Raw genomic sequence first — 25,132 nt, forward strand, 5'->3', positions numbered from 1 at the left:
AGCCCGGATTCCCCATGCTGACACTGTTGTTCGTTGCGCTGCTGCTGGTCGATATCAGCGTCAGGCTTTGGCTGTCCACGCGGCAGATCCGCCACGTCGCCCGCCATCGGGACCACGTACCGCCCGAATTCGCCGACCGGATCGGCCTGGCCAGCCACCAGCGCGCCGCCGACTACACGGTCGCCCGCGTGCGGCTGGGCATCGTCGAACGGGTCTTCGATGCCGCCGTGCTGGTGGGGCTGACCCTGCTGGGCGGCCTGCAGGCCATCGACATGCTTGCCGGGTGGCTGACCGACAACGATTTCCTGCACCAGATGCTGTTGCTGGTGATCACGGGCCTGCTGCTGGGCGCGCTGGAATTGCCCTTCACCCTGTGGCGCCAGTTCAGGCTGGAGGCCCGCTTCGGCTTCAACCGGATGACGCCGGCGCTGTTCGTCTCCGACGCGATCAAGGGGCTGGCGCTGACCGCCGTGATCGGCCTGCCCCTGGTTGCCGCCATCCTCTGGCTGATGGGCAAGGCCGGCGCGCTCTGGTGGATCTGGGCCTGGGGCCTGTGGGTCGGCTTCAGCCTGCTGACGCTGCTGCTGTTTCCCATGGTGATCGCGCCACTGTTCAACAAGTTCACCCCGCTGGCCGACCAGGACCTGTCCAAGCGCATCGGCCAGCTGGTGCAACGCTGCGGCTTCGCGATCAACGGGCTGTTCGTCATGGACGGGTCGCGCCGCTCCGGCCACGGCAATGCCTATTTCACCGGCTTCGGCAAATCGCGGCGCATCGTTTTCTTCGACACGCTGCTGGCGCGCCTGAACGGCGACGAAATCGAAGCCGTGCTGGCGCATGAACTGGGCCACTTCGCGCGCCGCCACATCACCCGCCGCATCGCGATCAGCTTCGCCGTGGCGCTCGGCTTTTTCGCGCTGCTGGGATGGCTGGCGCGCCAGCCCTGGTTCTACGAGCAGCTGGGCGTGCTGCCGCGCCTGGACGGGCGCAACGATGCCATGGCCTTGCTGCTGTTCTTCCTGGTCGTGCCGGTGTTCACCTTCCTGTTCACGCCCATCGCCAGCTGGTATTCGCGGCGTGATGAGTTCCAGGCGGACGACTACGCCGCGCGCCAGAGCTCGGCGAAGCAACTGGTGTCCGCGCTGGTCAAGCTGTATGACGATAACGCCGCCACCCTGACGCCGGATCCCGTCCATTCCGCCTTCTATGACAGTCATCCGCCGGCGGCAGTACGCATCCGGCACCTGGGCATGGCCGCCCGATGAGCCGGCGCGAGCGCCCTGCCCGGCCCGGTCGCCAGGACAGCCTGCCGGCGGCCCGGCCGGACAAGGCACGGCCCAAGGGCGCCGTGGCGGCGGATGACGCCGATGCGGACACGCAGGGCCTGCTCGACGGCCGCATCGTTGCGGCCCACGGCCGCCACTACATCGTCGAAATGGCCGACGGCACCTCGCGGCAATGCTATCCGCGCGGGAAGAAGGCCGGCGCGGCGGTCGGCGATCGCGTGCGGATCGCGCCGCAGGGCCGCGACGAAGGCGCCATCGAGGAAATCCTGCCGCGCAGCAACCTGCTTTACCGCTCCGACGACATGCGGGCCAAGCAGTTCGCCGCCAACGTCGACAAACTGTTCATCGTCGTCGCCGTCGTGCCCACGTTTTCGGACGATCTGGCCGGCCGCGCGCTGGCGGGCGCCTGGAGCGCCGGCATTGCCCCGCGCATCGTGCTGAACAAAGTCGACCTGCAGGCAGGTCTGGCGGAAGCCAGGGCGCGCCTGGCGCCGCTGGCGCGGCTGGGCGTCCCGGTGCTGGAGGTCAGCGCGCTGGACGCCGATGCCACCCGGCGCACGCTCTACCCGGAAATGGCCGGCCACGTCAGCCTGCTGCTGGGGCAGAGCGGCATGGGCAAGTCGACCCTGCTCAATGACCTGATACCGGGCGCCAACGCGGCCACGCGCGAGCATTCCGCCGCGCTGGACATGGGACGGCATACCACCACCAGCACCCGCCTGTATCACCTGCCGGAAGGGGGCGACCTGATCGATTCGCCGGGCTTCCAGGCCTTCGGCCTGCAGCACCTGACGCGCGAGGATATCGAGCGCGGCTTCCCTGAATTCGCGCCGTACGCGGCGCAATGCCGGTTCTACAACTGCAGCCACCAGCATGAGCCAGGCTGCGGGGTCTTGCAGGCCCTGCGGCAGGGCCGGATCGATCCTTCGCGCCACGCGCTGTATCTGCGCATCCTGCACGAGAACGCCGCGGCGCCGCGCTACTGATGACGGATCCCGCCGGCTATTCCGGCGCGGTATCCCGCGCGTTCGGATCGCACAGCACGTGGTACAGGTTACGCAGCATGGCGGCCGTCGCGCCCCAGATGAAGTACTTGCCCCAAGGCATGGAGTAATACCGGCGCACGCGCCCGTCCGGCAGCTCGGCGCTGTGCAGCCGATGATTCGCCGGATCGGTGATGAAAGACAGCGGGACTTCGAAGATCTCCGCGACTTCGAACGGGTCGGGGACCACTTCGAAACCCGGCCGGACCAACGCCACGGCGGGCGTGATGGAGAAACCCGTGGCCGTCAGGTACGGCGGCATGGTGCCCAGCACATCCACCCATTCCGGCGCCAGGCCGGTCTCTTCCTGGGCTTCGCGCAAGGCGGCCGCGATGGGGCTGGCATCGGTTTCTTCGATGCGCCCGCCGGGAAAGCTGATCTGCCCGGCATGGTCGTGCAAATGCGCCGTGCGCTGCGTCAGCATGACGGTCACGCCTTGTTCGCGCATGACCAGCGGGATCAGCACCGCGGCCAGCACGGGCGCGCCTTCCCTGCCCGCATACCGCACGTCGCCGTTCAAGGGCAGTTGCGCGGGCAAGCCGCGCGGATGCTGCAGCACGCGGCGCAACTCGTCCACCGCCAGGGCCTGCGGCGGCACGGCCTTCAGGCCTTCGTTGGCCGCTACCCAGGGCTGCACCGCCGCATCGAAAGCGGGCCGGACGATCGGGCGGCGCGGACGTGGCGAGGCGGGCTGGTCGGGCATGGGAAGGATGGATCAGGGATGGACGAGAATATCCGGAAACGAAGACGTGAAACCAAAGACGTGAAACTAAAGACGCGAAACTGAAGACGTGAAACGAACGACGTGAAACGAACGACGTGAAACGAACGACGTGAAAACAAAAAGGCACCCCGTTTGGGGGTGCCTTTTGCCGGCGGCCGGCGAGGCGCGAGGGTCCGGCTGGCGGACCGGCCGGTGGGTCCCCCGCGATCAGGACGCTGCGGATTCGGCAGCCTGGGCCGATTGCGCGGCAGCCTGACGGCTGACCAGCTTTTCCTTGATACGCGCCGACTTGCCCGAACGATCGCGCAGGTAGTACAGCTTGGCGCGGCGGACGTCGCCACGGCGCTTGACTTCGATCGACGCGATCTGCGGCGAATACAGCTGGAACGTACGTTCCACGGCTTGGCCGGACGAGATCTTGCGAACGATGAAAGCCGAGTTCAGGCCGCGGTTGCGCTTGGCGATCACGACGCCTTCGAAGGCCTGCACACGCTTGCGGGTGCCTTCAACGACGTTGACGTTGACGACCACGGTGTCGCCCGGGGCGAAAGACGGCAGCGTCTTGTCGGCGGTCAGGCGGGTGATCTCTTCCTGTTCCAGGACAGCGATAAGGTTCATGAAAACTCCGAAATCATCGTGCCGTGCGATTGTTATGGGGGTGGCCTACCTATTAGGTGGCCTATGGCAGTGGCTCTATGGGGTTCCCTAAAGTGGGTCCCTAAAGAACGTCCCTTAAATTCGCCACTTGCTGCGCCGCACGCAGAGGATGACACTGGCAAAACCCGGCATTCTACATGAAATCAGTGCTTTAGGTAAGCGGTCGGGTCAGAATCCCACCGCGGCGCCCAACCACATCAGGCCGGGGATCATGGCGCCCCACATGGCCACCAGGAGCACGTCGACCACCATCTGGCGGACGGTCACGCCCTGCTCTGCCGTGGCGCCGGCCGCGGACACGCCGGCGATGGTGGAGACCGTGAGGGTGGCGGGGGCGGCCTGAACGCCACCAATGCCACCGACGCCGCCCAGGGCGGCCAGGCCAGCCACGGCCCCGGCGCGCGCCTGGCCGGGACGGAAACGGGACAGGACACCGCCCAGGCGGCCCAGTCCGCGCCGGCTGGGCGGCACGGGCGGAAACGGCCATTTGGTGGGGAATTGCGGTTCGGCGGCTAGGTTCATGCGAGTGCTCCTTGGAGACAACTTAATCGAATAGACCCAATTGCCTGACCGGCGCAGGTCCACGGACAGCCCCCGGCCCGGAAACGAAGGGGGCCGGAGGAAGGAATTGCTTGGTATCCAGTTGCAGGCGCTGCCGGTTCAACCCGGCCTTGCGCACCGCCATATCGAAACGCTGGCGCAGCAGGTCGGCCCAGATGCCGGTGCCCTTCATGCGTGTGCCGAAGCGGGGATCGTTGCGCTTGCCTTCCCGCATGTCTTCGATGCGGTGCAGGACGCGCTCGGCGCGATCGGGGAAATGCGCCTGCAGCCATTCTTCGAACACGGGCTTGACCTCCCAGGGCAGCCGCACGACGGTGTAGCTGGCGTAATACGCGCCGGCCCGGGCGGCTTCGTGCACGATGCGCTCCAGGAATTCGTCGGTAACGAAGGGGATCACCGGGGCCGCCAGGACCCCCACGGGCACGCCGGCTTCGGCCAGCTTGCGCACGGCTTCGAGCCGCCGCCAGGGCGCCGAGGCGCGCGGTTCCAGCGTGCGGGAGACATCGGCGTCCAGGGAAGTCACGCTGATATACACGGCCACCAGGTTGCGGCGCGCCAGCGCCTGCAGGAGATCCAGGTCGCGTTCGATCAGCGCGTTCTTGGTGACGATGGTCAGCGGATGGCCGGTTTCCAGCAGCAGTTCCAGCACCCCGCGCGTCAGCCGCCACGAGCGTTCGATGGGCTGGTAGACGTCGGTCGCCGACCCGACGTTGACCGGCTCGACCCGATAGCCCGGGCGGGCAAGCTCGGCCCGCAGGGCATCCACCGCGTTGGCCTTGGCCACCAGCCGGGTTTCGAAGTCCAGCCCGGGCGAATACCCCAGGTAGGCGTGGGTGGGACGCGCGTAGCAATAGACGCAGCCGTGCTCGCAGCCCCGGTACGTATTGATCGCCCGGTCGAAGGGCACGTCGGGCGAATCGTTGCGGGAGATCAGCTTGCGGGCCTGCTCGACCGCCACCGTGGTGGCGATGCCGCCGGCGCTTTCGGTCGGGGGGACAGAGCGGATGGGAAAGACGGGAATGGCCGCGTCGGCCATCGCCGGTTCGTCCGCCGGATCGGCGGTGCTGCGGTCGTCGCGCTGGAAGCGGTGCCGAACATTAGTAACCGCACCCCGACCGCGCAAGGCGGCGGGGGCGGCAGCCGGGGACCCAGAACCGGCAAAAACGGAATGATCGGTACGTGCCATGAATAGTACTGTACATCCATACAGTATTTTCTGACAAGCACCTGCCGCCTTTTTTTTCGGCGACGTCCCACTTTACCCCAAGTCCGGTGGCCGTTGGCGGCATTTTCCGGGGCTGCCCGCGGACTGTCGCTTTACCGCAAAACCCGCATGAAATAAGGCTTTGCGGGCGATTGGCGTGGTAAAAGCGGGGCCGCCGCCCTGCTCCGCCGGCCCCCGGTGGCGACCGTTGCCGATTGCCGCGCCATCATCGGCGAACGACCGACCAGTGACCGCGATGAACTCAACGCAACATGCCCGCCGCGGCGGTCTGATGCGTGGACTCGTCGATCAGAATGAAGGCGCCGGTGGCCGCGATGTCGTCATAGCGATCGAGCGTCAGCGGATCGCGCGTCGCGATGCGGACCTTGCCGATATCGTTCATCGCCAACGTCCCGACATCGCCATCGATCTCGCGCAGTTCATGGATATCGCGGCGCGTCGCGACCTCGCGCACCTTCGCCGTGGTCAGGCGCGTACCCTGCTTGAGCAGATAGCGGCGCGCCGTATTCAGCGGCTGCGTATCGAGCCAGCACACTTCCGCGTCGAACTCCTTGCCGGTGCGCGCCGCCGCGCCGGCATGCGACAGCACGTCGCCGCGCGACACGTCGACGTCGCGATCCAGCACGACGATCACCGAATCGCCGGCGCTCGCGCTGGCCAGCTCGCGATCGTGCGCGCGTATCTGTACCACGCGCGCGCTGACGCCGGACGGCTGCACCAGGATCTCGTCGCCCGCGCGGAGGGCGCCGCTGGCAATGCGGCCGGCATAGCCGCGGAAGTCCTGCGCGCTGCTGCCGTCGTGGCGGACCACCCACTGCACCGGAAAGCGCAGAGGCGCGTCGGCCGCTTCGACGGCGGGATCGAGCGACTCCAGCAGGGACAGCAAGGGAGGCCCTTCGTACCACGGCGTATGCGCGGACGGCGTCACGACGTTGTCGCCGTTCAGCGCCGACAAGGGCAGCGCCTGGAAATCCGCGATGCCGATGCGCGCGGCCAGGTCCGCGTAGGCGTCGCGGATGCGGTCGAACACCGCGCGGTCCCAGGCCACCAGATCCATCTTGTTTACCGCCACGACGATGTGGCGGATGCCCAGCAGGCGCGCGATCGTGCTGTGCCGCTTGGTCTGCGGCAGCAGCCTGCCGTCGGCGGCGCGCGTGGCGTCGATCAGGATGATGGCCACGTCGGCCGTCGACGCGCCGGTCACCATATTGCGGGTGTACTGCTCATGGCCCGGCGCGTCGGCGACGATGAACTTGCGCCGCGGCGTGGCGAAATAGCGGTAGGCGACGTCGATGGTGATGCCCTGCTCGCGCTCGGCCTCCAGCCCATCCGTCAGCAGGGCGAAATCGATGCCGTCGCCGGCCACGCGTTTGTACTTGGCCCGCGCGATGGCGTCGAGCTGGTCGGCGAAGACGCTTTTGCTGTCGTACAGCAGGCGCCCGATCAGCGTGGATTTGCCGTCGTCCACGGAACCGGCGGTGATCAGGCGGATGACGGCGGTCTCGCCGACGGGGAGAAAGGAATCGTTGACTGCGTTCATGTGCGTGTGCTCCGGCCAGGCGTCAGGGTCGGTTCAGAAATAGCCTTCCTTCTTGCGGCGCTCCATCGATGCCTCGGAAGTCTGGTCGTCCATGCGGGTGGCGCCGCGCTCGGTGATGTCGCTGATCGCGGTCTCGGCGATGATGGCCTGGTTGTCGGCCGCCTCGGACGCCACCGGGCAGGTGCAGGAAATATCGCCCACGGTGCGGAAGCGTACCGACAGCGTCTCTATCCGTTCGTCCGCCTGCGCCGGAGTCAGCGGCGTGATGGGCACCAGCAGGCCGCGCCGCCGCACCACTTCGCGCTGATGGGCGTAGTAGATGGACGGCAGCGCCAGGTTTTCGCGCGCGATGTACTGCCACACGTCCAGCTCGGTCCAATTGGAAATCGGGAACACGCGCATGTTTTCGCCGCGATGCACGCGGGTGTTGTACAGGCTCCAGACTTCCGGGCGCTGGCTCTTGGGATCCCATTGGCCGAACTCGTCGCGGAAGGAAAAGATACGCTCCTTGGCGCGGGCTTTTTCCTCGTCGCGCCGGGCGCCGCCGACGCAGGCGTCGAAACCGAATTCCGCGATGGCCTCCAGCAGCGTCACCGCCTGGGCGGCATTGCGCGAATCGGTTTCCTTGCGCAGCACCACCGATCCGCGCGCGATCGAATCTTCCACGCTGCGCACGACCAGGGTTTCGCCCAGCTCGGCCGCGCGCGCGTCACGGAACTGGATGACTTCCGGAAAATTGTGTCCCGTATCGATGTGCATGAGCGGGAACGGGAAGCGTGCGGGACGGAAGGCTTTTTCCGCCAATCGCAGCAGCACGCAGGAATCCTTGCCGCCGGAAAACAGCAGGACCGGCTTTTCGCACTCGGCCGCGACCTCGCGCAGGATGAAAATCGCTTCGGACTCCAGCCAATCCAGATGGCTGCGGGTGTGAACGGTGGACATAAGGGATCTCGTGGCTTCGTAAACGATGCTTCGGTGGAGCGGTGTTCGGCCGGGGGCCGGCGTGGGTCGTCAGGCCTTGCCGTCGGCGGCCCCGGCGGGACGGCGGGCGGCGAACTGGACGGCGTGCGCCTCCGACGGACCGCCGCGATTGCCGGCGTGCAACCCGCACTCCTTGCTGTCGGACGACTCCCACCACCAGCGCCCGGCGCGTACGTCTTCGCCAGGACGGATGGCGCGGGTACAGGGTTCGCAGCCGATGGAGGGATAACCCCGGTCATGCAGCGGGTTATAGGGAATGTCCAGCGCGCGGATGGCGTTCCAGACGTCGTCCTCGCTCCATGCGGCGAGCGGATTGAACTTGAAGAGCCCGAAGACCGAATCCTGCTCTTCCCGCGGCAGGCTGCCGCGCGTGGCGGCCTGCGCGCGCCGCTGTCCGGTGATCCAGGCGCCGCGTCCCGCCAGAGCGCGCCGCAGCGGTTCGACCTTGCGGATATGGCAGCAGGCCTGGCGCAGCTCCTTGCTTTCATAGAAAGCGAAGGCGCCGTGCGCCGCGACGTGCGCATCCACGGCTTCGGCTACCGGCCGGTACACGGTCGGCCGGCGGCCATAGCGGCGCTCGATGACGTCCAGCATGGACAGTGTTTCGGCATGCAGGCGGCCGGTGTCCAGCGTGAAAATTTCCAGCGGCGCGCCGCCCATATGGATGGCATGGGTCAGCACCATGTCTTCGGCGGCCAGCGATGACGCCAGCGCCGCGTCCGGATAGCGCACGGCGATATCGGACAGCTGCTGCAGCAGTTCGGACCAGCGCCCCGCGATGCCGGGGTGTGAACGGGAAAGAATCGCGGGATCGGTCATGGCGTCTACTTGCTGGCGGGAAAGATACGGCCACGGCGCGGACGGGCCAGCAGCATCGCGCCTTCGCGCAAATCCAGGCCGTGGTATTCCTCTTCGGACAATTGGGCTTCGAGCAGGGCGCCGTCTTCGCGCTGCAGCTCCAGGAACGCGCTGGGGCCGGCCAGATAGGCGTGGTTGAGCTTGACCGCCATGCCCTCGCCGGTCGCGGCGTAAGGCAGGATGTCCAGCTCGTGCGGGCGGACATAGGCCACGGCGCGCTGTTCGTCCGTGCCGTCGAAGGCCGGCGCGGGCAGCGAAACCCCGTTGGCGCGCCACAGCCCGCCCGCCGCATAGCCGTCTATCTGGTTGACGTCGCCCAGGAATCCATAGACGAAGGGCGTGGCGGGATGGGTCCAGACGTCGCGCGGCGTGCCGACCTGCTCGATGCGGCCCGCGTTCATCACCACCACGCGGTCGGCCACTTCCAGGGCTTCTTCCTGGTCGTGGGTGACGAAGACGCTGGCCACGTGCAGTTCGTCATGCAGCCGGCGCAGCCAGCGTCGCAGCTCCTTGCGCACCTTGGCGTCGAGCGCGCCGAAGGGCTCGTCCAGCAGCAGCACGCGCGGCTCCACCGCCAGGGCGCGGGCCAGCGCGATACGCTGGCGCTGGCCGCCCGACAACTGGCCGGGATAGCGGTCCGCCAGCCAGTCCAGCTGCACCAGATTCAGCAGCGCATGGACTTTTTCCTTGATCGCGGTTTCGCCGGGACGCTGGCCGCGCGGCTTGATGCGCAGGCCGAACGCGACGTTCTCGAATACCGTCATGTGGCGGAACAGCGCGTAATGCTGGAACACGAAGCCGACCTGGCGCTCGCGCACGTGCACGCCGGTACTGTCTTCGCCGAAGAAATAGATGCTGCCGCTGTCAGGCGTTTCGAGCCCGGCGATGATGCGCAGCAAGGTCGTCTTGCCGCAGCCGGAAGGTCCCAGCAAGGCCACCAGCTCGCCGGAGTCGATGTGCAGGTCGACGTCGCGCAAGGCCTGGAAATTGCCGAAGCGCTTGTTGACCGATTTGATTTCGATATCCATGTGATTTCCTAGATTCCGTCCGCCTCAGGCGCCCGTGGCGCGTTGCAAGCGTGCGCCGTGGGGGGACGCGGCCAGCGCCACCAGCCCGGAGGCCGACGCGTCGGCCTCGTCCTGGCGCGCAAGGGCATGCGTGTGCCGCCATTGCACCACGGTTTTGATGGCCAGCGTGACCAGGGCCAGTACGGCCAGCAGCGACGCGACGGCGAATCCAGCCTGGATCTGGTATTCGTTGTACAGGATCTCCACCTGCAAGGGGATGGTGTTGGTCAGGCCACGGATATGCCCCGATATGACGGACACCGCGCCGAATTCGCCCATGGCGCGCGCATTGCACAGGATCACCCCATACAGCAGGCCCCAGCGGACGTTCGGCAGCGTGACGCGCCAGAACGCCTGCCAGCCGCGCGCGCCCAGCACGATGGCGGCTTCTTCTTCCTCGCTGCCCTGGGCTTCCATCAGTGGAATCAGTCCGCGCGCCACCAGCGGCAGCGTGACGAAGGTCGTGACCAGCACGATGCCGGGCACGGCGAAGGCGATCTTGAGGTCGTGCGCCATCAGCCAGGGGCCTATCCAGCCCTGGGCGCCCACCACCAGCATGTAGGACAGGCCCGCCACCACCGGCGACACGGAGAACGGCAGGTCTATCAGCGTGACCAGCATCGACTTGCCGCGAAACTCATGCTTGGCGATCGCCCACGCCGCGACGACACCGAAGGCCATGTTCAGCGGCACGCTGATGGCTGCCGTCAGCAGGGTCAGCAGGATGGCCGATACCGTATCCGGCTCCGCCAGGGCGGCGACATAGGCGCCCAGGCCCTTGCGCAGGGCCTCGGCGAAGACGGCGCACAGCGGCAGCAGCAGGAACAAGGCCAGGAACGCGATGGCCGCGACGATGAGGACGCCCCGGCCGAGACGGCCCGCCCGCTGCGCGGCCGCGGAACCCGCTCGCCGCGCCGTCATGGCCGGCCTCCATGCGCCAGGCGCCGCCAGGCCTGCAGTCCATTGATGGCCAGCAACATGGCGAACGACAGGCCGAGCAGGACCGCGCCGATCGCCGCGGCGCCGGCGTAGTCGAACTGCTCCAGCTTGACGAGTATCAGCAGGGGCGCGATCTCCGACACCATGGGCATGTTGCCGGCGATGAAAATGACCGACCCATACTCGCCTATCGCGCGCGCGAAAGCCATCGCGAAACCGGTCAGCAGCGCTGGCATGACGGTCGGCAGGATCACGCGGACGAAAATCTGCACGGGCGTGGCGCCCAGGCTGGACGCCGCTTCCTCCAGCGAGGACTCGAGATCCTCCAGCACCGGCTGCACCGTGCGGACGACGAAAGGAATGCCGATGAAGATCAGGGCAACGACGATGCCCGCCGGCGTATAGGCGATCTTGATGCCCAATGGCGCCAGCAGGCTGCCGATCCAGCCATGCGGCCCCAACAGCGCGGCCAGCGCGATACCCGCGACCGCGGTGGGCAGCGCGAAAGGCAAGTCGACCAGCGCGTCCAGCACACGCTTGCCCGGGAAGCGATAACGCACCAGCACCCAGGCCACCAGCAGGCCGAACAGCAGATTGACCAGGGCGGCGATCAGCGAGGCGCCGAACGTGACGCGGTATGCCGCGAGCACGCGCGGCGACGTGACCGCGTTGACGAAGGCGTCCCAGCTCAACCCGGCGGCCTTGATGACCAGCGCCGCCAGCGGCAGCAGCACCAGCACGCCCAGGTAAGCCAGCGCCAGTCCCAGCGTCAGCTTCAACCCGGGCAATACGGGCGGCGTGCGCGCGCCCCGCCGCGCCGGCGCGACAGGCCGGCTCCGACTGGCCACGGACAGGGCCATTCCGGTCGAGACCGCACGGCTACTGCTTGACATAGATCTGGTCGAATATCGCGTTGTCCGCGAAATGCAGCTTGTCCACGGCGGGCCAGCCGCCCACGTCACGGATGGTGAACAGATCCAGCTTGGGGAACTGCGACGCGTACCTGGCCTTGGCTTTCTCGCCGATCGGGCGGTAGTAGTTGCGGGCGATCAGGTCCTGCGCTTCGTCGGAATAGAGATATTTCAGATAGGCTTCCGCGACCTCTCGCGTGCCCTTGCGGTCGACGTTCCTGTCGACCACGGCCACCGTGGGCTCGCACAGGACGCTTAGACTGGGAACGACGATTTCCAGTTCGCCGGCGCCGAACTCCTTCTGCGCCAGGAAGGCATCGTTTTCCCAGGAAATCAGCACGTCGCCGACGCCACGCTGGGCGAAGGAGATGGTGGAGCCGCGCGCGCCCGAGTCCAGGACCGGCACGTTGCGATAGAGTTTTTCGACGAAGGCCTTGGCGCCGGCGTCACCGGACTGGCGGCGCGCGTGCTCCCAGGCCGCCAGATAGTTCCAGCGCGCGCCCGCGGAGGTCTTCGGATTCGGCGTGATCACCGACACGCCGGGCTTGACCAGGTCGTCCCAGCCCTTGATGCCCTTGGGGTTGCCCTTGCGCACCAGCAGGATGATCGTCGAGGTATAGGGCGACGCATTGTCGGGCAGCCGGCTTTCCCAGCCCGGCTTGACCAGGCCGCCATGCGTGACCAGCGCCTCGACGTCCGGCGCCAGGCCCAGCGTCACGACGTCCGCGTCCACGCCGTCGATGACGCTGCGGGCCTGCTTGCTGGAGCCGCCGTGCGAATTGCGGACGGACACGTCCTGGCCTGTCTTCGCCTTCCAGTACTTCGCGAACAGCGGGTTGTACTGGGCGTACAGCTCCCGCGTGGGATCGTAGGAAACGTTCAGCAGTTCCACGGCGCGCCCCTGGGCGCGCACCGCCGCGGGCAGCATCTGCGTCGCGGCCAGCGCGGACGCCATGCCGATCGAGCGTTTCAGGAACTGGCGCTTTTGTATATCGTGCTTTTTCATTTTGTCGTTTCCGCGATGTATGCCCGTCGGGTGCACGCAAGGATTCCCAGGGCATGGCACACGATGTAGCCGCATTGTGCGGGTGACCGACGGCGCGGCAAACGACAAAGTGATTGTTTATATATTTCCCGGATCGGGAGATCGGAATCGGCATATGCCGACTCTCGTTATCAGGCTAGTCGGGCAGCAACTGTTCGCCCACCAGTATCCCGACCAGGGACGCCAGCGCCGCCAGCAGCAGCGATATCAGCCACACCAGGATGCCCAGCGCCCAGAATCTGGCCTCGCCCGGGACGTAGGTGTATCGCAGAATCGCCACATAGGCGAAGACGCAGACCGTGCAGGCGACCACGAACAGCACCCATTGCCGCTGCCCGCCCAAGCTGGAAGCCAGCACCGATCGGCCATGCAAGCCGTACGCCGCCGCGAGCAAGGCGGTGCCGATGAAGGTCGCCACCCCCGCGAAGATCTGCAGTCCGGCCTCGTCCTTCAGGCCCAGGGGAATCAGGTAGGACGCGCCGCCCGTGACCAACGCGATCAGGGTGCGAAGCAGCTTTTTCATTTTGGCGTCGACGCCGGACGCGGCGTCGCGAATCGGAATCCGGCGGTCAGCGCGCCGCGCTGCACGACGACGACGGGCAGATCGGCCCATTCCAGGGCTTGCCCGGCGGGTGGGGCCATATCCCAGGCGAGTTCGATTTTCGACGGCTGGACCAGCTTGACCAGATACCTGGCGGCGTCACCGAACAAACGGTTGAAGGTCACGCGGTCCTGCTCGCTCCGCATATCGGCGGCGAGATCCGACCTGGCGCCGATCCGGCCCCCTCGCTCAGCCTGGCCCTGAGCTCGCAACTGATCGGAAAGGCTGGCGAGCACCCGCTCGTCCAAGTCGGGCAGCGCCAGATAGAGGACGCTTTCCGGCGACTGGTTCTCCACGACCTGGGTCACCCTCTTGTTCTTGAAGTAGGTGCTGATGCTGACGTCGCTGCCGTTGGCGCCCGGGCCGGCCGATGCAGGCCGGTCGGATATCGTGCTCCTGAGCCAGCCGAGCAGCGTATCGGCGGGCGTCTGCTTGCGCGTGAACGTGGTGGCGGGAAAGGCGATCCGTTGCGTCGTGAGCAGGACATTCGACCTGTCATCGACGGCCGTCTCCGGTACGCCATCCCGGGTGTACACCTTGCAGAAATCCGGCCGGGCGCCGCCCGCGCCTTGCGTCAGGAATCCGGCCGCCGGCCAATCGAAGACCAGTTCCGGCAGCAGCGTGCTGAAGTTGCACACCGCGTTTTCCAAGGTGTAGCCGGGGCTGCCGTTCGGCGATGGCATGCGGTAGGAGGCCGCGACGGCGTCGGTGTACTGCGACCGCAGATGCTGCGTGACGAACGACTGGGTCGCCTGGGGCCCCGGCAGGCTGGCCGGAGAACGGTCCGCGGTATCGGCCATGGCGGCGCCGCATACCAGCACGCCTATCGTCGTCGCCAGCCGCCTTGCGTTGGACGCACTCATCATTGGATCGCCTCCCGCGGCGATTAATGCATGCGCTCGGACAACCGTCAATAAAGGCATACGCAGCGAAGCAGGCACCCGCCGCGGCGTACGCCATAAGGACACACCCGCGGCGGTGATGCGTACCCGCTCCGGTTTCAATCCACGCAGGATTTCTGGCTCGCCCCGGGCGCCGCGCCCGGACGGTAATCGTCGGTCAGGGTGTTCAGGAAGCAGATCAGGTCATGCACGTCCTGCTCCGACATGGGCGGCTTGGAGCCGGCGGCCCGGCCGTCCAGGGGCATCTGGGTATCGATATTGGCCCAGTACTGCCGCGGCAGGTCGTTGTACTTCTCCACATGGCCCGTTCCCTTGGCGTACTGGACCGTGATCAGGCCATAGCTGGGGTAGGCCGGATCGTAGCCGGGATCGCCGGGCTTCAGGACCTTGCCGCCGACCGTGGGGTACCAGAGCGCCGGGTTGGTGTCGCGGGTGTTGTAGAACCGGATGGCCTGCTCCAGGGAATGGATCACGCCGTTATGGAAGAACGCCTGCCGCAGCGCCACGTTGCGCAGCGTGGGCGCCTTGAACATGCCGCAGAAACGGCTGGGCGCGCCGTCTTCTTCCAGCTTGTGGTCCGGCCGTTGCGGTCCGCACAATCCCATATCGAAGCGGCCCGCGTCCTTGTCGTTGGCGGGGATGTCGTTATGGTTGGCGCCCGGCGCGGTCGCGTGCAGGTCGTTGCGCGGGACACCGATGGCCTCGTACGAAAAATCGGTGAACAGCGCGCTGCTGCCGCGAAAGCCCGCGCCCTGGTAGTGGCAGGACGCGCAATTGCCGGTATTCGGATCGGCGAACACCTTCAATCCGCGCAGCTCGGCGATAGTGAGCTGCCCGCCCTTCTTGTTCGACGTGTACATATCGAACTTGCTGTTGTAGGGCCGGAAGCTGATGTCCTCCAGCTGGAACGCCTGCAGCGCCGCCGTCAGGTCGCGGAACGCCACGGCGGTATCGTCGAGGGCATGGTCGCCGAAAGCCTGCCGGAACAGCGGCGCATAATCGGCGGCCTTTACCTTGGCGACGACGTCCGCCGCCGACGCATTGGCCATTTCGACCGGATCCAGCAGCGGGCCCTGGGCCTGTTCGGCATGGCTGGCCGCGCGCCCGTCCCAGTCGAAGCCGCCACCCGGACCCGGCACGCTGATGGCGTCCGGGTTGTCCAGCAGGTCGGAGTAGGCCGGCGTCTTGTCCTTGTAGCGCAGCGGGGGAACCGCGCGCACGCCGCGCTGGGTCATGGCCTGGCCGCCCAATTGCGCGGCCAGGTTGTTGGGGGGACCATAGGCGAAGTTCGGATCGTGGCAGGTCGCGCAGGAGATCCTGCGCGAGCCCGACATATTGTGATCGAAGAACAGCTTCTGGCCCACCTGTGCCGCCAGGCTGAGCGGCTTCTGCCGGATCACGGGGTTCTGCCAGGGAGCGGCGGCCGCATCCGCCGCCGGTGCGTCGCCTTGCCCCTGCCCGGCGCCCGCCGCCAGGCCAGCGGCGGCGGCCATCGCCAACAGGCCGGTCGCGGCCAGGAAACGCTTGCGCATTACTTCACCGCCCACACACTGACCTGAGTCTTGTCCGGACCGATCTGCGGCGCCGTCGCGGCGTCGGTGGACTGCTTCTGGCGATAGTCGGCCGGGATCACGAACGCGTGGTTCATGGGCCGCACCGCGTCGAAGTGCGTATCGCCGCTGTTGGCGAACTCAGGCAGCATCTGCAGATGTTCGGCGATGAACTTTTCCGTGTACTTGGAACGGTTCATATAGCTGCCGTCGACCGCCGGATCCGCCAGCTGGAACATGTCCTGCATGGTGCGCACGAAGGAAAAATGGCTGTACGCGTCGCTATCGACCACGCCCTTGGGCGCCTTGGGCTGGTTGTTCACGATCAGGAAGATCGAATTGCCATGGCCATGGTTGCCTTCCGTGTAGTTCACCACCGACGCGTCGGGCGCGAAGCTGCCGTCGGGGTTTTCCTTCAGCGGCTGCGATACCGTGCTGTTGCTGACGTTCCAGCCGCAGCAGGAATTGAAGCCGCTGCTGGCCGTGGCTTCGTCGAACATGATGACGATGGCGGAGCGCTGCTGGGTATTCTTCCACACCGCCGACGCCTGGATCTTCTTGATGATGTAGTCGACGTAGTTGTCACCGCGCGTGATGATGGCCGAGCCCGCGCAATCGGTGGTCAGCGCACCGCTGGTGGTTTTCTCGGTCGTGCTGTGCATGTCGTCGCACTGGTCGGGGATCAGGAAGTTCAGCGCGCCGACGTCGCCGCTTTCCATATCCTTGCCGAACTGGTCGGCATCGTAGTTGGCCGGAACCACGTACTTGGTGCCGTTCTTCATGTTCGCGTCGAACTGCCCGCCGCCCAGCGTGCGATTGCTGAAAAAGAAGTCCGGCAACAGGCGCGCGTCCTGGAAAGGCATGGCCGGATGATGCTTGGTGCGGTACATATTGCCCGGCAAGGGCACGGTGCCGCCGGAAGGAATAGGCGTGGGATCGTTGCCGATGCCGTTGGGATAGGCGGTGTCGGTCCCGGTAATGGCCGCATCGGCGACGCTGTCCGTGCGCGGATCCTGGCCAGGGTTCATGGTCTCGCCATACACGCGCCAGTTCATCCCCATGCTTTCCAGCGCGGTGAACAGATTGGGCGCGGTGATATTGTGGTTGGTGCCGTCGCAGTTGGCGGTGGCATTGAAGGGCGAGGACACCAGGCCCGGCTTGTCGTGCGTGGGCAGCGGATCCTTGGGCGCATTCGCGCCGGTGGCGCTGCAGTTCCACTGGGAATCGTCGGTGATGCCGAAGTCGTCGCCACCGCCCACCGCCGTGTAGTTCGGTTCGCTGGGCTGTCCCGTCGAAAAATAGTTGGTCAGCTGGTTGTTGTCCTTCAGGTACTGGGCGATCTTGGGCGCGAACGGCTGGTTCAGGATGGTGTTGGAGCCCTTGTTTTCCAGGAACAGGACGAACAGGTGGTCGTAGCGCGGGATGCCTTCGACATTGAAGGCCGCTTGCTGCGCCTGCAGGAAGGTAATGGGCTTGCGGGTTTCCGGCGTGGTGGCCGTATCCGGCGTGACGTTGATCTTGTTGGTCAGTTCCGGATCGCCGCCGGCGACCGCCAGCGCGTCCGGGTAGAGATCGCCGCGGTCCAGCTTGGTGGTGGCGTAGGTGTAGCGGTTGCCGAGCTGGTTGGTCTCGAACAATAGCGAAGTGCGCGTCGCGCCCTGCGTGCCATGCACGTCGACGATGACGTCGGCCGGCTGCACGTTCAGCCGCGCGGCCAGGTTGGCTTTTTCGGCCGCGTAGTTGCTGCTGTCGTCCTCGACCATGCGCTGGATCTCGCTGGACATGGGGCTGATGACGATCTTGGCGGCGCCCTGGTCCTGGATCTGCTCGGCCGATACGCGCAGCGCCATGCGTCTGGCGACCTTGGCGCCGGTGGCCGTGTTGGTGGCGTCCGTGCCGACGTCCGCCAGCAGCGGCGCCACGGCGGCCGCCTGCAACGAGAACGCGCCGTTGGCGTCGGTCACGACCGGGTTCTCATCCGCGTCGCACTTGCCGTTGCCGTTGGCGTCGACACAGACCTTGGCGTTCTGGAAGTAAGCGGCCTCTATGGTCGGATTGGCCTGGCTGCCCGGCGTGTAGCTGGAACCGGTCACCACGCCCCGCATGGTCATGGCGACGGGAGGATCGTTGCTCGGGGGCGCGGCCGACGAACTGGACGAGTCGTCGTCGCCGCCGCCACAGCCGGCCAGCGCCAGCGAAGCCGCGATCACGGTCAGCGAGGCATAGAAAGGCGCGCGCCGGGTTTGCTTGGATGGGGTCATGAGTCTGTTCCCTGTTGAACGACGTGGAGGGGAATGTGGGAATTCAGGTGGGCACGTTGACCGCGGCGACGCCGGTATCGACCGTCACCGTCACCGTGCTGGCCACGGCGGGCGACGCCGGCAGCTCGCCATTGACCAGCGGCTTCATCTTGCGGAAATCGCAGGTCAGCCTGTCGGCGGTCAGCGTGACCACCGCGTAGCCCTGGGCATCGGTGTCGACGTACTTCAACCAGCTGTTGTAGGTGGACATCGTGCCGTTCAGGCGGTTGGTCACGTTCTGGTAGACCAGCGGCTGCAGGCCGGCCAGGGACGGCACGGTGTGGATCTCGTCCACGTAGAACCGGAACAGCGACGTGCTGGATACGCCGGCGGTCACCAGGTCGACCATGACCGGGACCGGCGTGGTCGCATCGAAGTCGTCCATCACCGGGCCGGAGAAGAACGCGTGGATGTCGCCGGTCAGGGCCACCACGTTGGCGATGGCGTTGTTCTTCAGGAAGGCCATCATGTCCTTGCGCTCGCCGTTGTAGCCGTCCCATTGGTCGGCGTCGAACAGGATGACGTTCAGGAAGGAAACGGGCGGCAGCATCGCATTGATCGCGGCGACCGATGCGTTCACCGTGTCGACGCCGAAGGCATGGTCGAACAAGGCATGGATGGCGGTGAAGGCGCCCGGCAGCGTGCCGGACGTCTTGATCGCCTGGATGTCCTGGCGCACCGCCGGCAGGATGGCGGTATTGCGCAGCGGCGCCAGATCGTCCGGGTCCGTCGCCACGATGGCGTCGGTGACCAGTTGCACCACCGCTTCCTGGCCGTCGACCTGCATGCGCAGCAGGGAAACTTCGTTGCCCCACAGCCGCCATGCGGTCTTGGCCTTGCTGGCCAGCATCTGGTCCTTCCACCACGCCAGCTGCGTGGCGCCCAGCATGGACTGCGTGCCGCCCGCGCTGGTCTTGGCCTGTTCCGCCGCGGCCAGCGTATCGCGGGACACCAGGTAGCGGCTGCCCAGGAAACCGCCGGCGGCCGATTCGGGAATGACGTGGTCGTCGCGGTACAGGCGTTCGTCGGTCATGACCAGCGTGGCCAGCGAGCCGAAGGTGAAGGACCGATAGATCTGGATGTTCTCGAAAGACGGGTTGCTCAGATCCAGCGTGACGTCGGCCGGCATGTATTCGAACCATGCCTGGTTGGCGCTGCGGCGCCGCGCGACGTGCTCGGTCTGGTCGTCGGTCGGCGTGTAGGTTTGATGGTCCTGCCAGGCATCGTCGGAAAACTCGTGATCGTCCCAGATCGCGATGACCGGGAAGCGCGCATGCAGGGCCTGCAGGCGCGGATCGGCGCGATAGCTCTTGTACAGGGTCCGGTAGTCGTCGGTCGTCGTGGCGTAGACCGAGCCGTCGTCCATCTTGGTGCCGTTGGGCAGGGCCAGCGCGGTGTGGGCCTTTTCGGTCTGGCCGGTCAGCACGTGCGCGGGCAGCGTCTCGTAGATGTAGTCGCCCAGATGGACCACGAAATCCAGGTCATCGTTCAGCATCTCGCTGAAGGCGGCCCAATGGTTGGCGTTCCAGTCCTGACAGGAAATGAAGCCGAACTTCAACTGCGCGACGCCGGCGCCTTCCGCCGGCGCGGTCTTGGTCCTGCCGGTCGTGCTGTTGGTATTGCCCATGACGAAGCGGTAGAAATAGCTCGTGGCCGGATCCAGTCCGATCACCTTGTGCCGCACCGTGTAGTCGAACGAGGGATCGGCCTCGATCGTGTCGTTCACCAACAGCTTGGAAAACGTGTCGTCGGCGGCGACCTGCACGGTCAGCTTCACCGGATCGGTGCCGTTGGCGCCATCCACGCGGGTCCACAGGATGATGCTGTCGGGCTTGGGATCGCCGGAAGCCACGCCATGCGCGAACGACGTGGCGGGCGGCGGCGGGTTGCCGTTATCGGGCGGCGGGGTGTTGCCATTGCCGGCCTGATCGCCGCCATCGTCATCGCCGTCACTGCCGCCACCGCATGCGGTAAGCGTGCCCGTCATGGCGACGGAAACGGTCAGAAAGCTGCCCCACTTGATAAATTTGCGACGATCCATGTTCACCAATATCTGGTTGGTTGACCCGCTGCCTGGTCCAGAGGCTTGCGCGATTGCTGGTCCGAATGCTCACCTCGGGCAGGCGCGGGATTGTTTTGGGTGCGGCATTACCCCATACACAAATTGCGCCACCGTTACACAATTGGTACGCGTAGAAGACACTGCCACAATCCATTCAGGCCGCCGACAGCGCACCGTCAAGCACGGTTCACAATGCGTCGCCAAGATCGCGGCCATGCCTATTACCGTGAAGTTCTCGAACCCCGTGCGCGACTGGATCGCGCACAACCTGGACCGCGGCGCCGATGGCCGCGACATCGTCCGCGAACTGATGTCGAATGGCACCCCGCCCGATCTCGCGAACGCCATGGTCAATGCGGTGGCGCATGCCTTGCGGAATGGCGCCCCGCTGCCCGACGGCAAGCTCGTGCTGGAGACGGAGACGCCTTCGGCGCCTGTCCGGCGCCGGCTGCAAAGTTCGACGATGGCAACGGAGGATCGCCAGGTGCGTGTGCTGGCGAGACTGTCGCGGCCCGCCGCGACCTTGCTATCCAACGTGCTTTCGGATGAGGAATGCGAACAGTTGATATCCGCCGCGCGTCCGCGCCTGCGGCCGTCCCTGGTCGTGGATCCGATCACCGGCCTGGACGTGGCGAAGGATCACCGCAGCAGTTGGGGCATGTTTTTCCGGCCCGGCGAAAACCCGGTGATCCAGGCCATCGATCAGCGGATCGCGCGTTTGATCGACAGGCCCGTGGACCATGGCGAAGGCCTGCAGATCCTGCACTACCCCACCGGCGCGGAAAGCACGCCCCATTTCGACTTTCTGATGCCGGTGAACGAGGCCAATCGCGCGTCCATCGCGCGTAGCGGCCAGCGCGTGTGCACCTTCATCATGTACTTGAACGACGTGCCGGCCGGCGGCGAGACCACGTTTCCGGAAGTGGGCTGGTCGGTGGTGCCGCAACGAGGCCATGCGCTGCATTTCGAATACGGCGATGGCGCGGGGCCGGGCGACCCGGCGGCCGGCGATCCGGCGGCCGGCGACCCGGCGGCCGGCGATCCGGCGTCGCTGCATGCCGGCGCGCCGGTGCTGCAAGGCGAAAAGTGGATCGCCACCAAGTGGGTGCGCGACCGGGCCTTCGTGCCGCGCGGCGCCTAGGTGCCCTTCTTTTCCGGGAAACAAAAAGGCCGCGCCTTCGATGAAGGACGCGGCCCTAGGCCGGACGGCCCGGCGCTTATTTGTTCGGCTGAGGCGTGATGCGCAGATACGGCCGCACCGCCTTGTAGCCCTTGGGGAATTTCTGCTTGATGACTTCTTCGTCCTTCAAGGAAGGAACGATGATCACGTCATCGCCATCTTCCCAGTTCACGGGCGTGGCCACGCTGTGGCTGTCCGTCAACTGCAGCGAGTCGATCACGCGCAGGATCTCGTTGAAGTTGCGTCCGGTACTGGCCGGATAGGTGATGATCAGGCGCACCTTCTTGGCCGGGTCGACGATGAACACCGAGCGTACGGTGGCCGTCGCGCTGGCGTTCGGATGGATCATGTCGTAGAGCTCGGCCACCTTGCGATCGTCGTCCGCGATGATGGGAAAGTTGACCTTGGTGCCCTGCGTGTCGTTGATATCGTCGATCCACTTGTTGTGCGAATCCACCGCGTCGACCGACAGCGCCAGCACCTTCACGTTGCGCTTGGCGAACTCGTCGGCGAGCTTGGCGGTGTAGCCCAGCTCGGTCGTGCACACCGGCGTGAAATCGGCGGGGTGCGAGAAAAGCACGCCCCAGCTGTTGCCCAGGTACTCGTGAAAGCGGACGGGGCCGACGGAAGATTTTTGTTCGAAATCGGGGGCTTCATCGCCCAAGCGTAGTTGTCCCATGTTCGATCCTATTCCAGAGGTGAAGAATGCCGGTCGCATGGCACGGTGCATGGAATACCCGGCTACGTGTTGGGACGCGCCGTTCGTCTACGCGACGCTCTCCCGATGCATGATTCTTGCATCAAACCGCAGGAGGTTAAAGCCGAAATCCATATAACGTTATGAAATATCGGAGTAAGCAGCGCACGCGTCGACGACGTCACCGGCCTGCACCGCGGCGGACAACGCGACGGCACGGGGCAGGATGTGCGCGCCAAAGAAGGTCGCCGTCGCCAGTTTATTGCGCAGGAACTCGGGCGACCACTCCGCCAAACCGCCATCGTCCGGGCGTAGATGGCGGTGGCAGGCCAGCGCGGCGCGGGCCATCTGCCATCCGGCCAGCAGCACGCCGGTGAGCATCAGGAAGGGCACGCTGCCGGAAAAAACGGCGCGCACCTGGGTCATGGCCGTGCGCGCCATGTATTCCAGGGCCTGCTGCTGGGCCTGCATCGCCCGGCCCAGGTTGGCGTGCATCAGCGCCAGTGCCTTGGCGTCCTCCGGCGACGCGTCGGCCTGGGCCGCGCGCAGCGCCTCCAGGGTGACGCCTATGGCCCGCAGGATATGGCGCGCCGTGGCGCCGCCGTCGCGCATCAGCTTGCGGCCGATCAGGTCGTTGGCCTGGATGGCCGTGGTGCCTTCGTAGATGGGCAGGATGCGGGCGTCGCGATAATGCTGCGCGGCGCCGGTTTCCTCGATATAGCCCATGCCGCCGTGCACCTGCACGCCCAGCGATGCGACCTCCACCGAGGACTCCGTGCAGAAGCCCTTGACCACGGGCACGAGGAATTCATAGAACGCGCGATTCCTGGCCCGCGTGTCGACATCCGGATGATGATGCGCCAGGTCGCACGCGGCGGCGGTCACGTAGGAAAGCGCCCGGCCGCCTTCGGTCAGCGCGCGCATGGTCAGCAGCATGCGCTGCACGTCCGGATGATGCGCGATGGTCACCGGCCCGCTTGAACCTTCCACGGCGCGGCCCTGGACACGTTCGCGCGCATAGGCCACGGCCTGCTGCGTGGCCCGCTCGGCCAGCGCCACGCCCTGCTGGCCGACCGCGAAACGGGCCGCATTCATCATGATGAACATGTATTCCAGGCCATGGTTCTCCTGGCCCACCAGGAAGCCGATGGCGCCCTCGCCTGTTTCGCCCTTGCCCGCGCCGTACAGCAAGACGGCGGTCGGGCTGCCATGGATGCCCAGCTTGTGCTCCAGCGACGCGCACCAGACGTCGTTGCGCAATCCAGGGGCGCCATCGGCATCCGGCAGGAATTTCGGCACGACGAACAGCGATATTCCCTTGACCCCGGGTGGCGCGTCGGGCGTGCGCGCCAGCACCAGGTGCACGATGTTCTCGGCCATATCGTGCTCGCCGTAGGTGATGTAGATCTTCTGCCCCGTCAGCCGATAGCTGCCATCCGGCTGCGGCACGGCGCGGGTGGCCACCTGCGCCAGATCCGAACCCGCCTGCGGCTCGGTCAGGTTCATCGTGCCGGTCCACTTGCCGGATACCAGGTTGGGCACGTAGACATCGCGCAGCGTGTCGCTGCCGACCGTCAGCAGGGCCTCGATCACGCCGTCGGTCAGCAAGGGGCACAGGGAGAAGGCCAGGCAGGCCGAGTTGATGTTCTCGTTGGCGGTGGCGGCGATCAGCTTGGGCAGGCCCTGCCCGCCGCGCTCGACCGGATGCAGCAGGCCTTGCCAGCCGCCCTGCGCATAGTCTTTGTAGGCCTCGACATAACCGGGCGGCGTCGCCACCGCGCCGTCCTTCCACACGGCGGGCTGCCGGTCACCGACGCGATTCAGGGGCGCCACGGCCTGCTCGACGAAACGCGCGTTTTCACGCAGCACGGCGTCCGCGATATCGGCGCTGACCTCCTCGTAGCCGGGCAAGGCCAGCACCTGGTCCAGGCCGGCCAGCTCCCTGAGCGTGAATCGGATGTCCGCGAGGGGCACGTGGTAGGTCATGTCGTCTCCTTTTCCAGCGAGAAAAACAAAACGGCCGCCCCACGCGAGGACGGCCGTTCTGTCGGGGCTGGTTCCCTATAGTAAAGCTTAAAGCGCCTTGACCAGCTCCGGCACCGCGGTGAACAGATCGCCGACCAGGCCGTAGTCGGCGACGCCGAATATCGGCGCTTCCGCGTCCTTGTTGATGGCCACGATGACCTTGGAGTCCTTCATGCCGGCCAGGTGCTGGATGGCGCCGGAAATGCCGACCGCCACGTACAACTGCGGCGCGACGATCTTGCCGGTCTGGCCCACCTGCCAGTCGTTGGGCGCATAGCCGGCATCGACCGCCGCGCGCGAAGCGCCCAGCGCGGCGCCCAGCTTGTCGGCCAGCGGATCCAGGATCTTGAAGTTTTCGGCGCTGCCCAGGCCACGGCCGCCCGACACCACCGCGCGCGCGCCCGCCAGTTCGGGACGGTCGCTCTTGGCCAGATCGCGGCCGACGAAGGACGACAAGCCGCTGTCCGCCACCGCGGCTACGGTTTCCACCTGGGCGGAACCGCCCTGCGCCGCGGCGGCGTCGAACGCCGTCGTGCGCACGGTGATGACCTTGACCGGATCGGCCGATTGCACGGTGGCTATGGCGTTGCCGGCATAGATGGGCCGCTCGAAGGTATCGGCCGAGTCCACCGCCGAAATATCGGAAATCTGCGCCACGTCCAGCTTGGCGGCCACGCGCGGCGCCACGTTCTTGCCCGACGCGGTGGCCGGGAACAGGATGTGGCTGTAGTCCTTCGCGATCGCCAGCACCTGCGCGGCGACGTTCTCCGCCAGGCCGTCGGCCAGGTGCGGCGCATCGGCCAGCAGAACCTTGGACACGCCGGCGATGCGGGCGGCCTCGTCGGCCACGGCCTGCGCGCCGCCGCCAGCCACCAGTACGTGCACGTCGCCGCCGATCCTGGCCGCGGCGGCCACGGTGTTCAGCGTGGCGCCCTTGAGCTGCGCATTATCGTGTTCGGCAATAACCAGGCTCGTCAT

22 protein-coding genes are annotated in these 25,132 nt (G+C 66.4%); 3 read left to right on the forward strand and 19 right to left on the reverse strand.

Going from position 1 to position 25,132, the window contains the following annotated elements; genetic code table 11:
* The first annotated feature begins 14 nt into the window (after positions 1-14).
* The gene (locus CAL26_RS18335; RefSeq protein ID WP_094848233.1) at positions 15-1,265 is read left to right on the forward strand and encodes a M48 family metallopeptidase; all 1,251 of its coding nucleotides are present in this window, start codon (positions 15-17) and stop codon (positions 1,263-1,265) included.
* 170 nt (positions 1,266-1,435) lie between these two features.
* A complete protein-coding gene (rsgA, locus tag CAL26_RS18340) occupies positions 1,436-2,272 on the forward strand; it encodes a ribosome small subunit-dependent GTPase A (protein WP_256988648.1) in 837 nt (278 codons plus the stop codon).
* A gap of 16 nt (positions 2,273-2,288) precedes the next feature.
* Here rsgA and CAL26_RS18345 read toward each other — a convergent pair whose 3' ends face one another.
* From CAL26_RS18345 to CAL26_RS18415, 16 genes are all read right to left on the reverse strand, one after another.
* Positions 2,289-3,032 carry a CoA pyrophosphatase gene (locus CAL26_RS18345; protein WP_094848235.1) on the reverse strand — a complete coding sequence of 248 codons (744 nt, stop codon included), beginning with the start codon at positions 3,030-3,032 and terminating at the stop codon, positions 2,289-2,291.
* A gap of 228 nt (positions 3,033-3,260) precedes the next feature.
* Entirely contained in the window at positions 3,261-3,671 is a 411-nt protein-coding gene (gene rplS / locus CAL26_RS18350; RefSeq protein ID WP_086066004.1) for a 50S ribosomal protein L19, read from the reverse strand.
* Between the two features lie 207 nt (positions 3,672-3,878).
* On the reverse strand, positions 3,879-4,232 hold the full coding sequence (locus CAL26_RS18355) for a hypothetical protein (RefSeq protein WP_094848236.1): 354 nt from the start codon (positions 4,230-4,232) through the stop codon (positions 3,879-3,881).
* A gap of 22 nt (positions 4,233-4,254) precedes the next feature.
* Positions 4,255-5,457 (reverse strand): PA0069 family radical SAM protein, encoded by a 1,203-nt coding sequence (locus CAL26_RS18360; protein ID WP_094848237.1) that lies wholly within the window; start codon positions 5,455-5,457, stop codon positions 4,255-4,257.
* Between the two features lie 280 nt (positions 5,458-5,737).
* Positions 5,738-7,036, reverse strand: a complete 1,299-nt coding sequence (locus CAL26_RS18365) for a sulfate adenylyltransferase subunit 1 (protein WP_094848238.1) — start codon at positions 7,034-7,036, stop codon at positions 5,738-5,740.
* 33 nt (positions 7,037-7,069) lie between these two features.
* Complete coding sequence (cysD, locus tag CAL26_RS28680; protein ID WP_256988520.1) at positions 7,070-7,978, reverse strand: sulfate adenylyltransferase subunit CysD; 909 nt, start codon at positions 7,976-7,978, stop codon at positions 7,070-7,072.
* Positions 7,979-8,047: 69 nt separating this feature from the next.
* Positions 8,048-8,836 (reverse strand): phosphoadenylyl-sulfate reductase, encoded by a 789-nt coding sequence (locus CAL26_RS28685; RefSeq protein WP_256988521.1) that lies wholly within the window; start codon positions 8,834-8,836, stop codon positions 8,048-8,050.
* Positions 8,837-8,841: 5 nt separating this feature from the next.
* Positions 8,842-9,903: a sulfate/molybdate ABC transporter ATP-binding protein gene (locus tag CAL26_RS18375; protein WP_094848239.1), complete on the reverse strand. Its 1,062-nt coding sequence runs from the start codon at positions 9,901-9,903 to the stop codon at positions 8,842-8,844.
* A 24-nt stretch (positions 9,904-9,927) separates the two neighbouring features.
* Positions 9,928-10,863, reverse strand: a complete 936-nt coding sequence (gene cysW / locus CAL26_RS18380; RefSeq protein WP_094848240.1) for a sulfate ABC transporter permease subunit CysW — start codon at positions 10,861-10,863, stop codon at positions 9,928-9,930.
* Positions 10,860-11,741, reverse strand: a complete 882-nt coding sequence (cysT, locus tag CAL26_RS18385; RefSeq protein WP_094848241.1) for a sulfate ABC transporter permease subunit CysT — start codon at positions 11,739-11,741, stop codon at positions 10,860-10,862. Before cysT ends, cysW begins: the two co-directional genes overlap by 4 nt.
* 19 nt (positions 11,742-11,760) lie before the next feature.
* Positions 11,761-12,798: a sulfate ABC transporter substrate-binding protein gene (locus CAL26_RS18390; RefSeq protein WP_373454492.1), complete on the reverse strand. Its 1,038-nt coding sequence runs from the start codon at positions 12,796-12,798 to the stop codon at positions 11,761-11,763.
* A 175-nt stretch (positions 12,799-12,973) separates the two neighbouring features.
* Complete coding sequence (locus CAL26_RS18395) at positions 12,974-13,360, reverse strand: hypothetical protein (RefSeq protein ID WP_094848242.1); 387 nt, start codon at positions 13,358-13,360, stop codon at positions 12,974-12,976.
* Complete coding sequence (locus CAL26_RS18400; RefSeq protein ID WP_094848243.1) at positions 13,357-14,304, reverse strand: hypothetical protein; 948 nt, start codon at positions 14,302-14,304, stop codon at positions 13,357-13,359. The genes CAL26_RS18395 and CAL26_RS18400 overlap by 4 nt, the downstream gene beginning before the upstream one ends.
* A gap of 134 nt (positions 14,305-14,438) precedes the next feature.
* Positions 14,439-15,872 (reverse strand): cytochrome-c peroxidase, encoded by a 1,434-nt coding sequence (locus CAL26_RS18405; protein ID WP_094848244.1) that lies wholly within the window; start codon positions 15,870-15,872, stop codon positions 14,439-14,441.
* Positions 15,872-18,151: an alkaline phosphatase family protein gene (locus CAL26_RS18410; RefSeq protein ID WP_094848245.1), complete on the reverse strand. Its 2,280-nt coding sequence runs from the start codon at positions 18,149-18,151 to the stop codon at positions 15,872-15,874. The genes CAL26_RS18405 and CAL26_RS18410 overlap by 1 nt, the downstream gene beginning before the upstream one ends.
* Before the next feature lie 43 nt (positions 18,152-18,194).
* Positions 18,195-20,231 carry an alkaline phosphatase D family protein gene (locus CAL26_RS18415; RefSeq protein ID WP_094848246.1) on the reverse strand — a complete coding sequence of 679 codons (2,037 nt, stop codon included), beginning with the start codon at positions 20,229-20,231 and terminating at the stop codon, positions 18,195-18,197.
* Positions 20,232-20,466: 235 nt separating this feature from the next.
* Between CAL26_RS18415 and CAL26_RS18420 the strand changes: the two genes are divergently transcribed.
* On the forward strand, positions 20,467-21,393 hold the full coding sequence (locus CAL26_RS18420) for a 2OG-Fe(II) oxygenase (protein ID WP_094848247.1): 927 nt from the start codon (positions 20,467-20,469) through the stop codon (positions 21,391-21,393).
* 76 nt (positions 21,394-21,469) lie between these two features.
* Here the strand turns inward: CAL26_RS18420 and CAL26_RS18425 are convergent, their stop codons facing one another.
* The 3 genes from CAL26_RS18425 to CAL26_RS18435 all read right to left on the reverse strand — a co-directional run bounded on the left by CAL26_RS18425 (position 21,470) and on the right by CAL26_RS18435 (position 25,132).
* A complete protein-coding gene (locus CAL26_RS18425) occupies positions 21,470-22,111 on the reverse strand; it encodes a peroxiredoxin (RefSeq protein WP_094848248.1) in 642 nt (213 codons plus the stop codon).
* 159 nt (positions 22,112-22,270) lie between these two features.
* Positions 22,271-24,115 (reverse strand): acyl-CoA dehydrogenase, encoded by a 1,845-nt coding sequence (locus CAL26_RS18430; protein ID WP_094848249.1) that lies wholly within the window; start codon positions 24,113-24,115, stop codon positions 22,271-22,273.
* An 87-nt stretch (positions 24,116-24,202) separates the two neighbouring features.
* Complete coding sequence (locus CAL26_RS18435) at positions 24,203-25,132, reverse strand: electron transfer flavoprotein subunit alpha/FixB family protein (RefSeq protein ID WP_094848250.1); 930 nt, start codon at positions 25,130-25,132, stop codon at positions 24,203-24,205.

Source organism: Bordetella genomosp. 9 (assembly GCF_002261425.1).
Lineage (GTDB): Bacteria > Pseudomonadota > Gammaproteobacteria > Burkholderiales > Burkholderiaceae_B > Bordetella_C.

Excerpts from the sequence above, each read along its gene's own strand:
- CAL26_RS18335 (WP_094848233.1), top strand. The coding sequence starts at position 15 with ATGCTGACACTGTTGTTCGTTGCGCTGCTGCTGGTCGATATCAGCGTC.
- rsgA (WP_256988648.1), top strand. The coding sequence starts at position 1,436 with ATGGCCGACGGCACCTCGCGGCAATGCTATCCGCGCGGGAAGAAGGCC.
- CAL26_RS18345 (WP_094848235.1), bottom strand. The coding sequence starts at position 3,032 with ATGCCCGACCAGCCCGCCTCGCCACGTCCGCGCCGCCCGATCGTCCGG.
- rplS (WP_086066004.1), bottom strand. The coding sequence starts at position 3,671 with ATGAACCTTATCGCTGTCCTGGAACAGGAAGAGATCACCCGCCTGACC.
- CAL26_RS18355 (WP_094848236.1), bottom strand. The coding sequence starts at position 4,232 with ATGAACCTAGCCGCCGAACCGCAATTCCCCACCAAATGGCCGTTTCCG.
- CAL26_RS18360 (WP_094848237.1), bottom strand. The coding sequence starts at position 5,457 with ATGGCACGTACCGATCATTCCGTTTTTGCCGGTTCTGGGTCCCCGGCT.
- CAL26_RS18365 (WP_094848238.1), bottom strand. The coding sequence starts at position 7,036 with ATGAACGCAGTCAACGATTCCTTTCTCCCCGTCGGCGAGACCGCCGTC.
- cysD (WP_256988520.1), bottom strand. The coding sequence starts at position 7,978 with ATGTCCACCGTTCACACCCGCAGCCATCTGGATTGGCTGGAGTCCGAA.
- CAL26_RS28685 (WP_256988521.1), bottom strand. The coding sequence starts at position 8,836 with ATGACCGATCCCGCGATTCTTTCCCGTTCACACCCCGGCATCGCGGGG.
- CAL26_RS18375 (WP_094848239.1), bottom strand. The coding sequence starts at position 9,903 with ATGGATATCGAAATCAAATCGGTCAACAAGCGCTTCGGCAATTTCCAG.
- cysW (WP_094848240.1), bottom strand. The coding sequence starts at position 10,863 with ATGACGGCGCGGCGAGCGGGTTCCGCGGCCGCGCAGCGGGCGGGCCGT.
- cysT (WP_094848241.1), bottom strand. The coding sequence starts at position 11,741 with ATGGCCCTGTCCGTGGCCAGTCGGAGCCGGCCTGTCGCGCCGGCGCGG.
- CAL26_RS18390 (WP_373454492.1), bottom strand. The coding sequence starts at position 12,798 with ATGAAAAAGCACGATATACAAAAGCGCCAGTTCCTGAAACGCTCGATC.
- CAL26_RS18395 (WP_094848242.1), bottom strand. The coding sequence starts at position 13,360 with ATGAAAAAGCTGCTTCGCACCCTGATCGCGTTGGTCACGGGCGGCGCG.
- CAL26_RS18400 (WP_094848243.1), bottom strand. The coding sequence starts at position 14,304 with ATGATGAGTGCGTCCAACGCAAGGCGGCTGGCGACGACGATAGGCGTG.
- CAL26_RS18405 (WP_094848244.1), bottom strand. The coding sequence starts at position 15,872 with ATGCGCAAGCGTTTCCTGGCCGCGACCGGCCTGTTGGCGATGGCCGCC.
- CAL26_RS18410 (WP_094848245.1), bottom strand. The coding sequence starts at position 18,151 with ATGACCCCATCCAAGCAAACCCGGCGCGCGCCTTTCTATGCCTCGCTG.
- CAL26_RS18415 (WP_094848246.1), bottom strand. The coding sequence starts at position 20,231 with ATGGATCGTCGCAAATTTATCAAGTGGGGCAGCTTTCTGACCGTTTCC.
- CAL26_RS18420 (WP_094848247.1), top strand. The coding sequence starts at position 20,467 with ATGCCTATTACCGTGAAGTTCTCGAACCCCGTGCGCGACTGGATCGCG.
- CAL26_RS18425 (WP_094848248.1), bottom strand. The coding sequence starts at position 22,111 with ATGGGACAACTACGCTTGGGCGATGAAGCCCCCGATTTCGAACAAAAA.
- CAL26_RS18430 (WP_094848249.1), bottom strand. The coding sequence starts at position 24,115 with ATGACCTACCACGTGCCCCTCGCGGACATCCGATTCACGCTCAGGGAG.
- CAL26_RS18435 (WP_094848250.1), bottom strand. The coding sequence starts at position 25,132 with ATGACGAGCCTGGTTATTGCCGAACACGATAATGCGCAGCTCAAGGGC.